General features: G+C 48.0%; 7 protein-coding genes and 1 pseudogene. All 8 read left to right on the top strand.

Annotated features, from left to right (window positions below; translation table 11 throughout):
• The first annotated feature begins 2 nt into the window (after positions 1-2).
• The gene (locus tag OCU60_RS15790; RefSeq protein WP_261854729.1) at positions 3-8,291 is read left to right on the top strand and encodes a non-ribosomal peptide synthetase; all 8,289 of its coding nucleotides are present in this window, start codon (positions 3-5) and stop codon (positions 8,289-8,291) included.
• A 76-nt stretch (positions 8,292-8,367) separates the two neighbouring features.
• Positions 8,368-10,074 carry a cyclic peptide export ABC transporter gene (locus OCU60_RS15785; protein WP_074375031.1) on the top strand — a complete coding sequence of 569 codons (1,707 nt, stop codon included), beginning with the start codon at positions 8,368-8,370 and terminating at the stop codon, positions 10,072-10,074.
• A gap of 221 nt (positions 10,075-10,295) precedes the next feature.
• Positions 10,296-10,580, top strand: a pseudogene (locus tag OCU60_RS15780) (type VI secretion system PAAR protein); the annotation flags it as partial.
• A gap of 1,592 nt (positions 10,581-12,172) precedes the next feature.
• Complete coding sequence (locus OCU60_RS15775; RefSeq protein WP_074375033.1) at positions 12,173-12,472, top strand: hypothetical protein; 300 nt, start codon at positions 12,173-12,175, stop codon at positions 12,470-12,472.
• Positions 12,462-12,893 carry a DUF1240 domain-containing protein gene (locus OCU60_RS15770; RefSeq protein WP_074375034.1) on the top strand — a complete coding sequence of 144 codons (432 nt, stop codon included), beginning with the start codon at positions 12,462-12,464 and terminating at the stop codon, positions 12,891-12,893. The genes OCU60_RS15775 and OCU60_RS15770 overlap by 11 nt, the downstream gene beginning before the upstream one ends.
• A gap of 282 nt (positions 12,894-13,175) precedes the next feature.
• The gene (locus OCU60_RS15765) at positions 13,176-15,512 is read left to right on the top strand and encodes a type I restriction-modification system subunit M (RefSeq protein WP_074375035.1); all 2,337 of its coding nucleotides are present in this window, start codon (positions 13,176-13,178) and stop codon (positions 15,510-15,512) included.
• The gene (locus OCU60_RS15760; protein ID WP_074375036.1) at positions 15,512-16,897 is read left to right on the top strand and encodes a restriction endonuclease subunit S; all 1,386 of its coding nucleotides are present in this window, start codon (positions 15,512-15,514) and stop codon (positions 16,895-16,897) included. The genes OCU60_RS15765 and OCU60_RS15760 overlap by 1 nt, the downstream gene beginning before the upstream one ends.
• A 79-nt stretch (positions 16,898-16,976) precedes the next feature.
• Positions 16,977-20,309 (top strand): type I restriction endonuclease subunit R, encoded by a 3,333-nt coding sequence (locus OCU60_RS15755; protein ID WP_205410545.1) that lies wholly within the window; start codon positions 16,977-16,979, stop codon positions 20,307-20,309.
• Positions 20,310-20,483 lie beyond the last annotated feature (174 nt).

The raw sequence follows: 20,483 nt of genomic DNA, 5'->3' as shown, positions 1-20,483 counted from the left end.
CCATGACTGATACACGTTTTTCTATTGATGAATTGTCACCCGAAGAAATGATGGCAATTCTGGAACAACTTGAACAAGACGGGGCATCACAGCCCCAGCTTCCCGGGCAAGATATCATCGTGGCCGCTGATGAAAGCCAACGAGAATTTCCATTGTCGCTGGCCCAGCAGCGGTTATGGGTGATGTCACAAATGGATTCTGCGACAACGGCGGCTTATGTGATTGCCTCAGGGCTGCGCATTGAAGGGCCGTTAAATATGACGGCTTTAACGCAGGCTTTGGATCAGTTGGTGGTTCGCCATGCAGCGTTGCGAACTCATATTGAGGTTCGTGAAGGGCAGCCGATGCAAATCATCGGTGCACCGGATAGCGGTTTACCGCTGGAGATTTGCCACCCGGTTGCGGGTGAGGTTGAATCCGCTTATGAAGAGCCCCAGTTTGATCTCACCCAAGGGCCGTTGGTGCAAGGGCGTCTGATTCGTCAAACCGATACCGATCACACTCTGTATATCATGATGCACCACATTGTTGCTGATGGTTGGTCGATGGGAATCCTGACTGAAGAGTTAAGTGTGTTATACCATGCGTATGCACAGAATGGCGTTGATCCACTGCCGAGACCGACAATCCAGTTTGGTGATTACGCACAGTGGCAACAAGACCATATCCAAGGTGAAGTGCTTGAGCAACAGCAACAGTACTGGGTCTCGCATCTGCAAGGTGCGCCTGAACTGCTGTCATTACCGACCGATCGCCCTCGTCCTGAACAGCGGGACTATCTCGGTGATAATGTCACTGTGACGTTGGATGCCGAACTGACCGCAGGACTGAGAGCGTTAAGTCAACGCTATGGATGTACCTTGTATATGACATTGTTCGCCAGTTGGGCGGCACTGATGGGACGTCTGGCAGGACAGGATGATGTGGTGATCGGCACACCGGTCGCCGGACGAACCCGCAAAGAAGTCGGTCATCTGATTGGGATGTTCGTCAATACCCAGGCGTTGCGGGTTGATTTATCGCAACCGTTGAATGCCGAGGCATTACTGGCTCAGGTCAAAGCGACGTCACTGGCAGCGCAATCCAATCAGGATATTCCGTTTGAACAAGTGGTAGAGGCCGTCGCACCGCAACGCAGTCTGTCTTATTCTCCGGTCTTTCAGGTCTTGTTTACCTTGCAGAATCAGCCTCGCGTTGAAGCGGCATTGGACGAGATGCGGTTGTCTCATGTCGATGTCCCCGATCACTCAGCCAAAGTAGACTTGGCGCTGATCATGACCGAACGTGATGACCATTTATCCGGCGTACTGAACTATGCGACTGCGCTGTTTGATCCTGCCACGATCAAACGTTATTTCGGTTACTGGAAATGTTTGTTGCAAGGCATGGTTGCTGAGCGTGATGCGGATGTCCGTACGTTGCCGATTTTGCCGCAATCTGAGCGCGACTATCTCATCAAAACGTTGAATCAGACCGCAATGGATTATCCTGATGATGCCTGTATTCATCAACTGTTTGAGTCGTTTGTTGATGAGGCACCGGACGCAACCGCGCTGGTTACTGATTGTGAATCGTTGACCTATGGTGAGCTTAATTTGCGGGCGAATCAGTTGGCGCACTGGTTGGTTGAACATGGCGTTGGTCCTGACAGTCGTGTCGCGATTTCTCTTCCCCGTCGGGCCGATTTGTTGACTGCGATGTTAGCGACAATGAAAGCGGGTGGCGTGTATGTGCCGATGGATCCCAATTATCCTGACGGGCGTCTGATTTATATGCTGACCGACAGTGCGCCACAGGTGTTGATCACGCATGAAGACGTTCTGCCGCGTCTCGGTGAAATCACGCCGGACTGCACGGTCGTGGATATCGATGCCCATCGCCATATGTGGGCTGACTATGCGACGACCAATTTGAGTGTCGCAGCGCTTGGCCTGACGGCGCAACATCTGGCCTATATCATCTATACCTCTGGCTCGACGGGCAAACCGAAGGGGGTGATGATTGCCCACCAAGGGGTCTGTAACGTGTCATATGCGCAGCGAAATATGCTCGCTGTCGGCCGGGGGAGTCGGGTCTTACAGTTCAGTTCGATCAGCTTTGATGCGAGTTTGTTTGAGATCGTATTGGGCATCTGTTCTGGTGCCGAGTTACATTTTGCCGGGTCGGGTCAGCCGCTCGGAGAAGAGTTACTGACAATTCTGAAATCTCGCCGCATTACGCATGCGCCTTTACCGCCCGCAGCGCTGGCGAGTATGCGGACCGATGTGCCATTACCGGATTTGAAAATGCTGTTGACGGCAGGAGAAGCCGTCACCCGAACAGTGATTGAACCTTGGCTGCTCGAAGATCGCATGGTGTATAACGGTTATGGGCCGACAGAAACCACCATTTGGGGGACAACATGCGCGTTACATCAGGGATTCGATGGTGAGCCACCGATTGGTTTGCCAAGACCCAACAGCACGATTTATATTCTAGATGCCTGTGGTGAGCTGGTGCCCCAAGGCGTAACCGGTGAAATCTACATCGGTGGCATCGGGGTTGCCCGTGGTTATCTCAATCGTCCTGAATTAACGGAAGAGCGCTTCTTGCCCGATCCATTTTCATCCCAAGCGGATGCGCGGATGTATCGTACTGGTGATTTGGGATGCTGGAAGCAAGATGGCCTGATCCACTATCAGGGACGCTGTGATAATCAGGTCAAAATCCGCGGCTATCGTATTGAGTTGGGGGAAATTGAAACCGCACTGCGTCGCTGCGAGGGGATTCAGGATGCCGTGGTCACGGCGCAAAAAGATCAGCGCGGTAATCAACGTTTGGTCGGCTATTACACGCAGACCGTTGGTATGACTGTTGATTTGGCTGCGCTCAAATCTCGTTTGCATCAGACCTTGCCGGATTACATGATTCCATCGGCTTATATGTTACTGGAAAAATTACCGCTGACACCGAATGGTAAAGTTGATCATAAAGCCTTGCCTCCGGCCGATGAAAACGCATTTGCTCACCGAATCTATGAAGCGCCACAAACAGACGTTGAACAGTTACTCGCCACCATCTGGTGTGATTTACTCGGTCTTGAACAGATCGGTCGCCAAGATCACTTCTTCGAACTGGGCGGGCACTCACTTCTGTCGGTTCAGTTGATCGAACAGCTACGTCAGCGCGGATATCATCTGAGTGTCAAAGCGTTGTTCAATTATCCGACACTGGCTGCGCTGGCAAATGTGCTGACAGAAAACACTGCCCCACAGGCGGTCAGTGTCCCGAGCAATCAGATTCCTGAGGCGTGTACGCGGATTCTTCCTGAGATGTTGACGCTCACCGAGCTGACAGCCGCAGAGATTGATGTGATTACCGCCAGTGTGTCGGGTGGCGCTGCCAATATTCAGGATATTTATCCGCTGGCACCGTTACAGGAAGGCATTTTGTATCACCATATCCTACAAAAGGAGAGTGACCCATACATTACGCCAGTGATCCTCACCTTTGATCAGCAATCACGGATGACGGATTTTCTCAATGCATTACAGGCTGTGATTCAGCGTCATGATATTTTACGGACCGGTATCGTCTGGGACGGACTACGGGAAGCGCATCAGGTGGTGTGGCGTCAAGCACCGCTTGCGATTCATGAGATACAGGCTGAGCAATTATCAGCGGTTTCATCTTCGCATGACGGACTGGACAAAAACGCTGAGTCGTCGCTCGATATTGTTAAGCAATTACAGGCATACTTTGCGCCTTCTCGTGTGCAGATGGATGTCTCTCAGGCGCCAATGTTCGCTATTCATTATATTGCGGATCCAGCGCAGCAACGCTGGGTGATGTGTTTACTTCAGCACCATTTATGTATGGATCACACCACGCTGGAATTAGTGATCGAGGAAGTTCAGGCACATTTGCTGGGACAGGAACATACGCTACCGCGGCCCATCTCATTCCGGAATTTTGTCGCTCAGGCGCGAACCGAACTGAGTCAGCAAACATATAGCGATTATTTCCGTGAGCAGTTGGCTGACATCGAGCAACCTTCGGCACCGTTTGATTGGTTAGAAACACAGAGTCATGGCTATGAGATCGAATCGTTACGCCATCCGGTTCATGACCGGCTGGCACAGCAGATCCGTTCTCACGCTCGGCGATATGGCGTCAGTGCCGCGAGCCTGTTCCATCTGGCTTGGGGATTAGTGGTTCGGGCCACGACTGGGCGAGATGATGTGGTTTTCGGCACCGTATTGTTCGGCCGGATGGCCGGCGGTGACGGGGCGGATCGCGCGTTAGGGATGTTTCTCAATACCTTACCGCTGCGTTTGTCTCTTGGGCAGATGAAGACCGGGGAAGCGGTGCAGATGACCCATCAGCGACTGGCCGAATTACTCAACTATGAGCATGCACCGCTCTCACAAGTGCAGCAATGTAGTGGCGTCAGTGCCCCGGCACCATTATTCACGTCACTTTTAAATTACCGTTATCAAGGCGGCAGTGCCCAAACGGATATCGACGCGGAACAGTCGGTTTCGGCTTGGCAGGGGATTGAGATGCTCGCCAATGAAGAGCGGACCAACTATCCAGTCGGGCTGTCGGTCGATGATCTCGAAGGTGTGGGGTTCAGTTTAGATTTCAAAGTTGATCACCGTATCGGCGCGGAACGGATGGCGGTAATGGTTGAGCAGGCGCTGATGGCGTTAATGACAACTTTAACTGATGCGCCGGAGCGTCCGGTTAGTCAGTTAATCGTTCTGCCAGATACTGAACGAGACCTTGTCCTCAACCAGTTCAACCAGACCCAAACCACATTCCCTGATACATCATGCCTGCATACCCTGATTGAAGCGCAGGTGGCTCGCACCCCAGAAGCAACCGCGGTGGTGTTTGCAGACCAGTCGCTCAGCTATGCCGAACTCAATGCGCAAGCAAACCAACTGGCACACTGGCTGATTGAACAAGGCGTGCGTCCGGACAGCCGGGTGGCGGTCTGTCTGGAAAGAAGCTGCGAGCTGGTGGTCTCTCTGCTGGCGATTCTCAAAGCGGGCGGCGCGTATGTCCCGCTGGACCCGGGCTATCCGAGTGAGCGACTGACATATATGTTATCCGACAGTGCGCCGGTCGCCCTGTTGACCAGCGGGCATTTAGTTGAGTGTCTGGGCGCAATCCCCGCGACAACCCGGTTGGTGGATTTAACGTCACCGGTACAGCCATGGGTGGATAGTCCACAGACCAATCCGGTGGTGGCAGCGCTGACCAACCGTCATCTGGCATACATCATTTACACCTCGGGCTCGACCGGCTTACCGAAAGGGGTGATGAACGAGCACCGCGGGGTGGTCAATCGTCTGCACTGGATGCAACACGACTACGGTTTTGGTCCGGATGATGTGGTGCTCCAGAAAACCCCGTTCAGTTTTGATGTGTCGGTGTGGGAGTTCTTCTGTCCGCTATGGTCAGGGGCCACATTACTGATGGCCAAGCCGGAAGGTCACAAAGACCCGGATTACTTAATCAGTCTAATGACCACCCAAGGGGTAACTATCGTGCACTTTGTCCCCCCAATGTTGCAGAGTTTCCTTGAGGTGGTCCGCCCTGATGATTGTCCGAGCCTGCGCTTGGTGTTCTGTAGTGGTGAAGCGCTACCGGCGGAAGCGATACGCAAGAGCTATGCGCGCTTACCGCAAATAGAATTACATAACCTGTATGGTCCGACGGAAGCGGCTGTCGATGTAACGGCATGGCACTGTCCGCGGCAACTGGCGGGAGACCGGGTTTCAATCGGTCGTCCGGTTGCCAATACGCAGATGTATGTGCTGGATAGTGACGGTCATCCGGTTCCGGTGGGTGTTGAAGGCGAGTTATACATTGGTGGTGTTCAGGTAGCGCGGGGATATCTCAACCGCGATGAACTGACAGCGGAGCGGTTTGTTGCCAACCCGTATGCCAGTGATGAGAGCGCTCATCCGGTGATGTACCGCACCGGCGATGTCGGTTGCTGGTTAGCTGACGGCACGATTGAGTATCGGGGCCGCAATGATGACCAGGTGAAAATCCGCGGCTTCCGCATCGAGCTGGGTGAAATCAGTTCGGCGCTGCAAAGTTGTGCCGGCGTGCAGGATGGCGTGGTTGTTGCCCGGTCATTTGGTGGCCGTACTGAAAACCAAAGTACTGAAAACCAAAGTGCTGAAAACCAAAGCGCGGAGAAACAGTTAGTCGGTTACTACACTGCGGTTGATACGCATGCGGTGCCGGATGTCGCGACACTGAAGGCAGAGTTGACGGCACGCTTACCGGCGCACATGGTGCCGGCGGTATATGTAGTGATTGATACGATGCCATTGACCCCGAACGGCAAAGTGAACCGTAAGGCATTACCGGAGCCGGATATCAGCGCGATGGTACGGCATGAATATCAAGCGCCGGTGGGCGATGCGGAGACCCAACTGGCAGAGATTTGGTCAGCGCTGCTGGGTGTTGAGCAAGTGGGGCGCGCCGACAACTTCTTTGAGTTGGGCGGTCACTCCTTGCTGGCGGTGCGGATGGTCAGTGAAGCGCAGCGACAGGGGATGACGCTGGACTTGGCGAGATTAATGACCACGCCCGTTCTGCATGAGCTGGCCGCAACATTTGGTCAGACGCAGGATGCAGCGACACAAATCACAGCCAGCGCAGTGCAGCATGATCAAGTCATTCCGTTCCGGACCACCGGGAAACAGTTGCCGCTGTTTATTGTTCCTGAATTCAGCGGAGAGTTGTTATACGGACCGGCGTTGACCGCGAATATCGATTCCGATGTCCCGGTCTATGGATTATCGGCACCGGATCGGATGCAGACTTCATTAAAAACCTATCAACGGATGGCTGAGCGCTATGTCAGTATGATCCGTCAGACCCAGCCGCAAGGACCATATCGTCTGTTTGGCTGGTCTTCCGGTGGTGTGTTGGCTTATGAAGTTGCAGCGCAGTTACTCGGTCAGGATCAGCAGATTGAATTTGTGGGCATGTTAGATAGCTGGGTACCGGGCATCATCGAACAGCCGGTGCAGACTGATGACGAAATGATCATGGCACTGAGCCATAATATCGTCGAATATCTTGCCGGACAGATGCGCGGAACCCCCGTGGAACTGCCGAAGCAAGACCATTGGCAGGACTATTATCATATCGGATGTCGTGAGGGATATTTACCTCAGGCATGGACGGAAACGTATTTTCATCAGATGTTAATCCATCAGAAAGACTTTCTCCGTGCGGCGTATCAGCCATTACCTTTACCGGTTCATCTCGATTTGATTGCAACCCAACAATCACTGGCGATTGACCCGCTGCTTGGGTGGTCACATATTCTACCAAGTGAGAATATCTACTGTGTCACCGTCCCCGGGACACATTATGAGTTGATGAGTGCCCCTTATATTTCAGATGTCGGTGCAACGATTTCACAAGTCATTGCCCGTCGCACAGATTTTTATCGGCACAACCCTAACCCTGCATATCAGGTTGCGGATGAAACCCCGGTGATGAAATTGCAGAACGGGAAACCCGGCAAACCGCTGGCTGTGTGCATTCCCGGAGCCGGGGATAATGTGTTCTCATTTGTTGATTTTGTTCAGACCATGCCATCTGATTGGACGGTTCTGGCGATTCAACCGCGGGGGTTATGGGGCGGTGGTATTCCTCATAGCAGTGTTGAGGCCGCAGCCTCTTTCTATCTCGATGCATTACGAGACCAGCTGGGTGCACATGAGCTGCACATTGTCGGTCACTCATTTGGTGGCTGGATTGCTTTGTCGCTGGTTACCCAAATGGAGGCGCAGGGTATCTCGGTGAAATCTCTGACAATTGCGGATTCCCGGGTGCCGATGGGCACATACCATCAGGAATACAGTGATCTTCAGGCCTTGACCCGTTTGATTGAGTTATTTGAAATGCGCGGTTGTTCCCTCGGATTAACACCAACCGATCTGGCCCCGCTTTCGTATCATGCGCGTCTGGCATTGACGTTAAGTCGTTTGATTGACAGCGGATTACTGCCGAAAAGTACCCGGAACAGTGACTTTGAAGCGATTTATCGCGCTTTTGCGACACACATTCGTATTTGGTTTACACCGGATGTTTTACCGAAAACACCGACCACGCTGGTGATGGCACAAGGTTCGTCACCGGAACGTTTTGTCGGCTGGAAGACACTGATGCCCGAGATTAGCGTGCTACAAAGTTTGGGAAATCATATGACATTATTAAAGCAACCTGACGTTCGTCTGCTGACTGATACGATACAGGGTAAGACTGCTATTTAACTGAAGATGTTGTGGCTGCTGTATTCGAACGTTGTATTCGATAGTACGGCCACATTCAAATAGATGAGGAATTGAGATGTTTAAATCCATTTTAAGTCGTTTTAAATGGCAGATCTTCGCAGCAACCGTCCTGAGTGTGGTTGGTGCATTAGCGGGGATTATGATGCTGAGAATCATCACGGCTCAGGTTAGCCTGATTGGTGCCGGAAAATCGCCCGGCCAGCACGCGTTTCTGATTTTTGTCGGTGTGGTGGCAACGGTATTATTATTTAGCCTTGCATCCCGTTATCTGCTGGCAAAATTGAGTGCCCGGGTGGTGTATGAGTTTCGTGATTCACTGGCGAAGCGGCTGCTTTCAACGTCATATGCGATGCTGGAACAGATCGGTGGTCACCGGGTGATGGCCGCGATGAAAACGGATGCTTCCAAGTTATCTGACGGGCTGTTGATGTTACCGGGCTTTATCTACAGTCTCGTGACGGTGATGCTGTGTCTCGGATATATGGTATATACCTCCTGGGAACTGTTCTCGGTGGTCTTCGTATTGATCGCATTGATCGTCGTGATTGCTAAGTTTTTCCTGAAACGAGGATTCCATCATTACATGCTGCTGCGTGAGTATGAAGATGACATGTTCAGTGGTCTCAAAACCTTGGTTGACGGGATTAAAGAGCTGAGCATTAATGCCAATCGTCGCCGTTTTACCTACAATCAGCTCCTTGAGCCGAACTTTAAAGCGATTCGTGAGCGGAGCGTTAAAGTATCCGTGATCTTTACCATGATGGGCAGTATGGCTTCGACATTGGTGTTTTTCGTGATTGGCATTATTGTCTTCGGCAGTCGGATTTATTTCCCCAATGTGCCGCTGGAAGTGATCGTGACGTTTGTGTTAACCATTCTGTATATGGTCAATCCATTGCAAGGTGTGATTGATTCAATGAGTCGCTTCAGTGACTGTTCGAGCTCTTACCGGAATATCGAGAGCCTCGAACTGGCAGAATTGGATGATTTTCATCGTACTACTGAAGGAGAGAAAAAACCGCAAGCGGAAAATGAGTCATGGCAGCAACTGACGGTCCGGGACTTGATGTTTCAGTATCAATCGGAAGATGATGAATACTCATTCCATGTTGGTCCCGTGAATGCTGAATTTCGGCGCGGCGAGGCAATTTTCCTGACCGGCGGGAACGGCAGTGGTAAATCGACATTTGCCAAATTGCTGGTCGGCTTGTATCGCCCGAATCAAGGCACGATTCAGCTCGATGATAAAGTAGTCTCGGAGGCAATTGATACCCATGAATATCAACAGATGTTCTCGACTATTTTCTCGGATTTCCATTTATTTGAGCACGTTCTCAATGGTGAAGGGGAACCGGAAAAAGACGAAGTGATCCAAAAATATCTGACCGATTTGGAACTGACCACGAAAGTCACATCCAAAGATGGAAAACTCTCTTCCGTTGCGATGTCTCAGGGACAGAAAAAACGTTTGGCATTACTGATGTCTTACATTGAGGATACGCCGATTTGCCTTTACGATGAATGGGCTGCGGATCAAGACCCGCGTTTCCGTGAGATCTTCTACACCCGGATCATTCCTGAACTGAAACGTCAGAACAAACTGGTGTTGGTGATCAGTCATGATGATCGTTATTTCCACCTTGCTGATCAGCTGATTAAATTCGAAAGCGGTAATATTGTGGAAAATCTCATTCCGAATAAACACAAGGTCGCAGTAACCGAAGCCGTTGAGGAAGAAGAAATGGTGACAATATCGGTTTAACATCAAGCTAACATTGGACTTGAACGACTCAGGGCGGCAGTGATGAACTACCGCCCTGAGTTTTATTGAAAGCGGTCAGCAATATATCGATTACACCATCAATAAAAAATTCCCTTTTCTGAATTTATTTCAAATGAATTAAAAAATAGTTTCAATATTGTTTATTTATAGAGGATAACCATCTTATTATCTCTGTTTTTATTCAGATGAGAATAAAGGTTATGGCTCAAGGCGCAAAAGTCGGCGACATGGGAAGCGATCACGATGGGTTTCCGCCAACGCCGATTACATCTGGCTCACCGACTGTCAAATTTGATGGGATTCCAGCGGCTCGCGTTGGTGATCCGCTGACCGCTCACGATAAGCCCAAACATCCCCCGCATCCAAGGACGATTTCTTCTGGCTCATCAACCGTGATGATTGATGGCAAACCGGCAGCGATGTCCGGTTGCTCTATCAGTTGTGGCGGTGTCGTGAATGTCGGCGGTGGGACAGTCAATATCGGTGATGGCCCGGGAGGAACGGCGGCAAGTGCTCCGGTTAAACCGCTGGCTAAGATAGCAAGTCGGGCAAATCAATCCGCGTCATCTGTCGCAGCGCAGCATTCAGCAGATACATCCAATGTTGCCAGTGCATCAAATGCAGTTCAGGCCGAAAGCGGCACGCGCACAATTAAAATGAATCCGGATACCATGTACTGGCCTGAATATGGCTTATCGAAAGAGGTCAAAGTTGTCTATGAGCAGGAGACTGTGAAATTAGCGGTTCTGGCTCCGGATGAATGGAAAGCTTTCTTTGATAGTCTGGATGCAGCAAAGACAGTGAAAGATACCGTCAGCGGTTTATACAATGCCAGAGAAACCGCGAAGGCTCTGGGCGGTCTGGGAGCGATAGCCTTTATCAAAGAAGTCGACGGGGTTGAGTATCTTATCCTGAAAGATTATGACAAATGGAAGCAAACCTTACTTCATGGCGGTGTGTTCAAGGCCAATAATGAACAAGTGGTAAAATTAGGGCTTGGGGTGTTAGATTCAGCAAAAGGCATGGTACGATATGTGAAAATATCAGCACCACTAGAAATACTTATTGGTTCTGCAATTAATGTACTCCAGTTCATTGTTAATGATGAGTATACTCTTAGAAAGTTGGGTGTAGATGAAGCTAAGATTCTTACCAATACGATATTGGCGGCAGGATTGGCTTTAGTATGGGCTGAGGCTGCACCACTTTATGCTGCAACTGTTGTGGGCTCGAGGGTTATATTAGTTATATCTAATGCCTTGGTGTGGGGAGTAGATAAGGTGACTAACTTTAGTGAAAAGATAGTCAAAGAAGTCATGGATAACTTTGATGATTAAACAATTATTCTTACTTGTGATCTGTATTTTTGTATCTTACTTTAGTTTAATAACTGCATATGAGTTATATTTAAGACCATTATTTTTTGATGTTGTAATAGTAAGTATTGACCCTTATTTCATCATATCTTTATTATTGGGGGCTGCATTTGCCTTCTCTATTCTAGCAACACTAAATGTTTTATATAGAGTAATATATAATAAACAAATAAGCAGTGGAATAATCAATAAGACGATTCTTATATGTGGCATATTTTTTATGTTTATTAATACCATGAATTACAGGCTAGTTGTTAACTCAGATGTCTTTATTGAATGCCCCTCAAAAATTGGATACAAAAAAAATATTATGCGAGACTATACAAAAAATATTAATCAATGTAAGAAATTTTAATCTATATCTACCGCTGAGGTTTTCCTGCTCATCAAATGTGATCAGGTTATTAAGATAGACCAATACTTCTCTTAATTCATGTTAATCATCTTGCTTAGCGTAAGCAATTAAATCAATAAGATACAACCTTGCTGTATGGGGAGATCAAGACGGGAGTAATTATTTTCAGTTATATAAATTCTCGGAAGTTAGTTAGAATAACCACGCTCCAAGGTTCCTAAGCTTGGAGGGCGTTAGGTGGTCTGGGAGCGATAGCCTTTATCAAAGAGGTTGACGGGGTTGAATATCTTATCCTGAAAAATTATGACTTGGGGCGTTAGATTCCACAAAAGGCATGGTACGATATGTGAAAATATCAGGATCACTAGAGATATTGGTTGGCTCTGCAATTAATTCTCTCCAGTTCATTGTGAATGATGAATATACTCTCAGAAAACTAGGCATAGACGAGGCGAAACTGTTGGTGAATGCGTTTGCAGTTGCAAGTGGTCAACTTCTTGCGAGTGCTATCATAGCTCCTCAGACTGTAGTCGCTAAATTAGCAATTCTTGTTATCGTATCTTTTGGTGTTTGGGCTGTTGACAAAGTTACAGATTTTGAAAAGAAAATCGTAGAAAAAACAATAGAAACTTTTGATGAAAAATAAAATTAAAGCAAAGCAAATCATAATAATAACCCTTGGAGTTATATTTATTCTATTAATGGCTTGGGTTATATGGGAAGCTTTTATTCAGACTTTGTTTGGAAGTAGCAATGCGGTCATTTTTTCCTTTGATGGTATTGTTCCAATTAGTTGTTTTATTCTGGTTACATGGCTTTCTGTTGGTACTTACTGTCGTTCATGTGAATTTGTTCAAAACAAAAAATATGGTGATATTAAACCAAAGAATAAAACTCTAATAAGATTACTAATAGCGTCTGCCATATTAGGTCTAAGTGTTAACTATGCTAATTATTTCTTGATTATTAAAGCGAATAACTTTATTGAATGTCCGCGTAAAAGTGGATACAAAGAAAATCTTATGCGGGATTATGTAAATAATATTAACCTATGTGAAAAAACATAAATTGTTACAGAAGAGAAAAGGCTCACAAAATGGTGAGCCTTTTAGTATCAATCAGTTATCTTATGCCATATAGAGGTAACTCACTCCAATTTTTCCATCATGAGACGGGGCCTGACATTTGGCTTTCGTGACACTTGCTACATAAAATCAGGATGATGCTAGTTTTGAAAAACTGGTGAGCTTGAGCATATAAGTGTTTTTAATGACTTAACCGTCGGACTTTAGTCGCTTCTCCAGTATAATGTCCCCAATGTCGTATTTAACGCTTTTGGGCTATTCTTGATGACCAACAACAACTTTTCTCAAACCGCTGCCTTCATCTGGTCGGTGGCTGACCTGCTGCGCGGTGACTTCAAACAATCTCAATACGGCCGTATTATTCTGCCATTTACCTTACTTCGCCGTCTTGAGTGTGTGCTTGAGCCCAGCAAAGATGCCGTGTTGGCGGAGTATGAGCGCATTAAAGCGATGAATCTGCCAGAAGAAGCACAAGAAAAATTCTTATTACGCGCGACTCCATCTGCTGAGCAGCCAGATGGCTTGGCTTTCTTTAATACCTCGCCGATGAACCTTGGCAACATGGGCCAGAGCAATATTAAAGCGAACCTTGAGACGTACATTCAATCTTTCTCTACCGACGCGCGTGAAATCTTTGAACATTTTAAATTTGATGAATTTGTCGGCCTGCTAGCCGATGCCAACCTGCTATACAAAGTGGTGAAGACGTTTGCCACCACCGATCTGAGCCCAAGCAAGATTTCCAACTATGAGATGGGCTTGGTGTTTGAAGAGCTGATCCGTCGCTTTGCAGAAAGCTCCAACGAAACCGCGGGGGAACACTTTACCCCACGTGACATCGTGCGCTTGACCACATCTTTGGTGTTTATGGCTGATGATGAGGCGCTCAGCCAAGATGGGATTATTCGTACCATTTACGACCCCACCGCTGGCACCGGTGGCTTCCTGTCATCGGGGATGGAGTATGTGGCGGAGATGAACCCTAACGCGCTCATGCGCGCCTTTGGTCAAGAGTTAAACCCTGAGTCCTACGCCATTTGTAAAGCCGACATGCTGATCAAAGGGCAGGATGTCGGTCGCATCAAGCTCGGCAATACCTTGTCGAACGATCAACTGCCGGCCGACAAGTTTGATTACATGTTATCGAACCCGCCGTTTGGGGTGGATTGGAAAAAGATCGAAGGCGATATCAAAGATGAGCACCAACTCAAAGGCTTTGATGGTCGCTTTGGCCCTGGCTTACCACGCGTCTCGGATGGGTCGCTGCTGTTTTTGATGCACCTGATCAGCAAAATGCGCGATACCCACAACAGCGATGGTAGCGTGTCTGATGGCGGGCGCATCGGGATTATCCTCAATGGCTCACCGCTGTTTACTGGTGGAGCGGGTAGTGGTGAGAGCGAAATCCGTCGTTATGTATTAGAAACTGACCTGCTTGAAGCGATTGTCGCGCTGCCGACCGATATGTTCTACAACACAGGTATTGCCACTTATGTGTGGGTGCTGAGCAACAAAAAAGCACCAGAGCGTCAAGGCAAAGTGCAACTGATTAACGGCGCGAATTTAAGTACCAAAATGCGCAAGTCATTAGGCTCGAAGCGTCATTATTTAACCGATAAAGAAATTCGCACCATGACTAAAACGTTTGGTGACTTTGTAGACATCGACACCTTGACTCAAGACGGTGTGACGGATAACCAAAAACACTTCGCAAGCAAGACGTTCGCGACCCATCAGTTTGGTTATCGCCGTTTAACCATTGAACGACCACTGCGTTTATCGGCGCAAATCACGGATCAAGCCGTGGCGTCACTGCGTTTTGCACCCAAGCCATTAAACGGGGTAATGCAAGCCATTTATGAACAGTTTGGCACCGAATGGAATGACGACACCTACGGCTCACTCACCGATGTAGAAAAAGAAGTCCGCATTATGATCAAAGCCGACTTCACCGAGCTAAAAGAAAAGCAAATTAAGGATGTGCTGGGCAGCAAATTATGGCTCAGCCAGAAAACCCTGCTGGATGCGGCCAAAGCCCTGCAAGTGGCGGTTGATGAAAACGCCGGTGGACAGGCTCTTGGTGGTCAGTATCAGCAATCAGACGACTTTAACCAGTTTGAACTGACCCTCAAAGGCGCATTCAAGACCACGGGCATCAAGTTTGACGCCAAGCAGAAGAAACAGTTTATTGATGCGGTCACATGGAAAAATCCAGACGCTGAGCCAGTTGTCAAAAAAGTGCTCAAAGAAGAACCTCAACCGCTTTACGGTGCGTTTGACTACAAGGGCAAAGTGGTTGAATTCCAGCAAGATGGCGACCTACGTGATAACGAGAACGTGCCACTTGACCCATTGGTAACAACTTCAAACCTCATCGAAAGTTACTTCAAGCGTGAAGTGCAGCCGCACGTTGCCGATGCGTGGATTAACGCAGATAAGCGTGATGAGCAAGACAATGAGATTGGTGTGGTGGGCTATGAAATCCCGTTCAATCGCCACTTCTATGTGTATCAGCCACCCCGTGATTTGGCAGAAATTGATGCCGATTTGGATGCCGTCAGTGACGAGATTATGAAGCTACTGCAAGAGGTGCATTCGTAATGACAGCCTTGAGCAAAACAAAAAGATATCAGGCGTATCCAGAGTATAAAGATTCTGGGGTTGAGTGTGTTGGTTCCATCCCAATCCACTGGATGGTTACATCTTTAAAACGATACACCTACGTAAAGGGTGGCTTTGCTTTTTCTAGTGACTTGTTTGGCGATGTCGGTAAGCCAATCATCAGAATTGGAGATATTAAGCAAGATGGTTCTATTTCATTGGAATCTTGTAAATATGTTCCTGAAGTTGTAGCGGAAAATAGTCAAGAGTACCTTGTATCAAACGGTCAATTACTAATGGCAATGACAGGAGCAACCATCGGTAAGGCTGGTATATATAGTGGCGAATATCCCGCTTTGGTCAATCAACGAGTTGGACGATTCGAAGTTTACGATGACAAATTAAGTTATCGTTTTCTTTGGTATGTATTGAAAACGCTTGGGTATCAAGAATATATCAGGTTAACAGCTTTTGGTGGTGCGCAGCCAAATATCAGTGATACTGCAATGGTTGCTTATGATTCAGCATTTCCTCCACTAGAAGAACAAACCCAAATCGCCAACTTCCTCGATCACGAAACCGCCAAAATCGACACTTTGATCGAAAAGCAGCAGCAACTGATTAAGTTGCTGAAAGAAAAGCGCCAAGCGGTGATTAGCCATGCGGTGACCAAAGGCTTGAACCCGCAAGCACCCATGAAAGATTCAGGTGTGGAATGGTTAGGAGAAGTGCCAGAGCATTGGGATGTTGGTAGGTTAGGTTATTACAGCAGAGTTATAAATGGTTCGACTCCAAGTAAAGTAAACCTATCTTATTGGGATAAAAAGGAAGTGCCTTGGCTGTCATCCGGTTCCGTTAATCAATATAACATCACTACTGCATCAGACTATATTTCTGAGAAAGCACTGAAAGAATGCTCAGTGGAGCTACTTCCTGTTGGCACTCTTGTTATGGGAATGATTGGTCAGGGTAAAACCAGAGGAATGTCTGCTATTACTCGGATAGAGGCAACAATTAACCAAAACTTAGCAGCAATAATTCCAGATAGCAGGTTGGATTCCGAATACGGTCATCTAGTCTTGCAAGCTGCGTACAATGAAATACGTGAATGTGCTCGAGGAGGGAACCAAGCGGCTCTCAATTGTGAGCTAATCAGTAATTTCAAAGTTACGATTCCCCCAATTGATGAGCAAAAGCAGATAGTGGTAGATATCAACACTAAACTAAATCGCTTTGATCAAATTATTAAAAAGACAATGGACTTTGTTGAGCTTTCCCAAGAACGCCGAACAGCCTTAATCTCTGCCGCAGTCACTGGCAAGATCGACGTTCGCAGTTGGCAGGCACCAACACATCAAGAGCAAGCGCTGGAACAAACCGCCTAAGTCTATTGTCTCCCTCGCTTTAAGAAAGTGGAGTGGCTTTTTCACTTGAGTTGGCTAACAAGAATTAAAAGAGTTGAATATGGATACAACACAAGAACGGATATTTCAGGATGACATCATCCGCCAGATGGTGGTTAATGGCTGGGTGCAAGGCACGGGCGAGGGCTACAACCGCGAATCTGCGCTTTTCGAGACTGATGTACTAGCGTTTGTGAAACAGACGCAGCCGAAAGAGTGGGAGAAGTTCTGCAAAGTCTTCCCGACCGACTCAGATCGCCACTTCCTTGAGGCCTTGGTCACGCAGCTTAAAAAAGCCGATGAGAACGCCACCGACCGCGCATCCCGTACCTTTGGCACTTTGGGCGTGTTGCGTCATGGTTTGAAAATTCGCAATGCCCGTTTTGAGTTGTGTCAGTTTAAGCCCGAGCATAACCTCAACCCAGAAACCTTGGCGCGTTATCAGCACAACATCTGCCGGATTGTGCCAGAGCTGGTGTATAGCCCGCATATTTCAAAAGAGCAGGCCACGCAAGCAAAATTCGAAGCGACAGGTAAGCAGGCGACAGCCTTGAGCGAACAACCTGTTTTGAATAAAAACAGCGCAAAACGCTGGCGCATTGATTTAGTATTGTTTGTGAATGGTTTGCCCGTCTCGACGCTTGAGCTGAAATCGGAATTCAAGCAAGCAGTCGAAAACGCGATTGCGCAGTACAAGCTGACCCGTTTACCCAAAGACCCAGCCACCAAAAAGCCAGAACCGCTGTTAAGCTTTAAACGCGGTGCCTTAGTGCATTTTGCGGTCAGCCAATACGAAGTTTATATGGCAACCAAGTTGGCAGGCCCCGATACATACTTTTTGCCGTTTAACAAGGGTACGCATGATGGTGGCAAGGGCAATGATATTCCAGACCTTTCTATTCCAGAACAAGTAAACCGCTACGCCACCGACTACCTGTGGAATGACGTTTTAACCCCTGAGAATCTGTTAAATATTCTCGCTCGTTTTGTTCATCTGCAAATTGAAGAAAAGGAAGATTGGGAAGGGCGTAAAACCAAGAAAGAAACCCTGATCTTCCCGCGTTACCACCAGTGGGATGTCGTAACCAAATTGGTTGAAGCGGCCATTGTTGAGGGCACAGGCAATAAATATCTCATCCAACACAGCGCAGGTTCGGGCAAGTCGAACTCGATTGCGTGGACAGCTCACCAACTCTCGACCTTGCATGATGCCAACGGCAACAAGCAGTTTGATTCGGTGATTGTGGTGACCGACCGTACCGTACTGGATGATCAGCTACAAGACACCATCTATCAGTTTGAACATGCCGATGGCGTGGTGGGGCGTATCAACCGTAAAGAGGGTGATGGCTCGAAATCAGAGAAATTGGCATCGGCACTGGAAACGTCTCAGCCTATCATCATCGTGACCATTCAAACGTTCCCGCATGTGTTAAAGGCGATTGAGAACTCAACGTCACTGAAAGAGCGCCGCTACGCCATCATTGCCGATGAAGCGCATTCGTCTCAAACAGGCGCCACCGCTCGCCAGCTCAAAGAAGTGTTGATGACCGATGAAGCAGACGATGATACCGAACTTTCCTCTGAAGATATTCTGGATGCCACCGTTGCAGCGCGTCGAGGCAGTGCCAACCTGAGCTATTACGCCTTTACCGCCACACCCAAACCAAAAACGCTGGAGTTGTTTGGTCGCAGACCTGACCCAGAGCAGCCAGCGTCTAAGCGTAATTTGCCCGAGGCTTATCACATTTATTCGATGCGTCAGGCGATTGAGGAAGGCTTTATCCTTGATGTGCTGAAGAATTACACCAACTACAAGGTGATCTATCAGCTCAAACAGAAGCTGGAAGCGGAAGACAAAGAGGTCGATTCTGGCAAAGCCAAGGTGAAACTCAATAATTGGGTACGCCTACATGACCATAACATTTCACAAAAAGTGAAAGTGATTGTTGAGCACTTCAAAAAGAACGTGATGGGCTTATTGGGTGGGCAGGCGAAGGCGATGGTGGTCACTAGCTCTCGTAAAGAGGCAGTGCGCTACAAGCTGGCATTTGATAAGTACGTTTCGACTTTTTCTGAGAGCAACAGTAGCTACGCAGGCATTCGGGCGATGGTCGCATTCTCTGGCGAAGTCGAGTTTAACGCCAATGATCCAGACAGCGCAGCGTTTATGGATCAGAAGTTCACGGAACACAACATGAACCCGGAGCTAAAAGGCCGTGAAATGCGCAAAGCCTTTAATAGTGATGACTATCAAGTGATGCTGGTGGCGAATAAATTCCAAACCGGTTTTGATCAGCCCAAACTCTGCGCCATGTACGTGGATAAAAAGCTCGCAGGTGTCGAGTGTGTGCAGACCCTTTCTCGCCTCAACCGCATCTATCCGGGTAAAGCAGAATGCGGCACTTTCGTGCTCGATTTCTACAACGACCCGCAGGATATTCTTGATGCTTTCCAGCCTTATTATCAAGTGGCGGAGCTTGAGGATGTCACTGACCCTGACAAGATTTTCGACCTATCAGAGAAGCTGCGTGCTAGCGGTATTTTCTTATGGTCGGAGGTCGAGCAGTTCATTGATGCCTTTTTTACTAAGAACAAGTCTAATGCGGCCATCAGTAATATCTGTAAGCCAGCCATTGATCGATGGCGCAAGCGCTATACCTCTGCGGTTGAAGAATATATTCATGCCAAGAACGTGTTTGAGCGCACTAAGAAGACCGGTGATGCGGTGTTAATCGCCAATGCCGAAAACACCTTCAAAGAGTGTAAGCAAGAGAAAGACCGTTTAGAGATCTTCAAAAAGGATTTAGGCAGTTTTGTGCGCTTTTATGAGTTTATGTCGCAGATTGTTGATTACGACGATAAAGAGTTGGAAAAACTCAGCCTTTATGCACGTCATCTGCGTCCTATGCTGCGCGAGAAGGTGATTGAAGAAGATGAGTTAGATCTGGGCAATGTGGTGATGAGTCACTATCGCCTGTCGAAGATTCGTCAACAGGACATTCAATTAAAGGAAAATACGCCTGAGTACAAGTTGCACCCAAGTAACGATGTAGGCACAGCCAAACCAAAGGATAAGAAAGAAGAGTTCCTGTCTCACATCATTGAGCGACTGAATGAAGTGTTTGTCACTGACAATCTGACCGATAAAGACATGATCAATTATGCCTTCACCGTGCGTGACAAGTTGACTGAAAACGAAACGGTGATGAGCCAAATCGCCAATAACACTCGTGAGCAAGCCATGTTGGGTGACTTTCCACGGGCGATTGATGACGCAATTCTGAATAGTAGTGATGCCCACCAAGAGCAGATGATGCAGCTACTATCCGACCCGAATAAGACCAAGCAATTTGCTCGGGTGATTTTTGATCTATTGAGCGGGGTGAAGTAATGGTAATTGATGAGTGGGCTGAGGATGCTCTCGTTCCGGTAGAGAGCACTTCATTTGAAGCTATTGGTGGCGGTATGTATAATCCCGCCTCCTTAGACTCGAACGACCAGCATCGTGTCTCTAGATTTGCCTTGCTTGGCTATAGTGGCTTATATAGCTAAAGTTATGAAAAAT

It is taken from the genome of Vibrio spartinae, assembly GCF_024347135.1.
Taxonomy (GTDB): domain Bacteria; phylum Pseudomonadota; class Gammaproteobacteria; order Enterobacterales; family Vibrionaceae; genus Vibrio; species Vibrio spartinae.
This window is presented reverse-complemented; position numbering and strand designations above follow the sequence as displayed.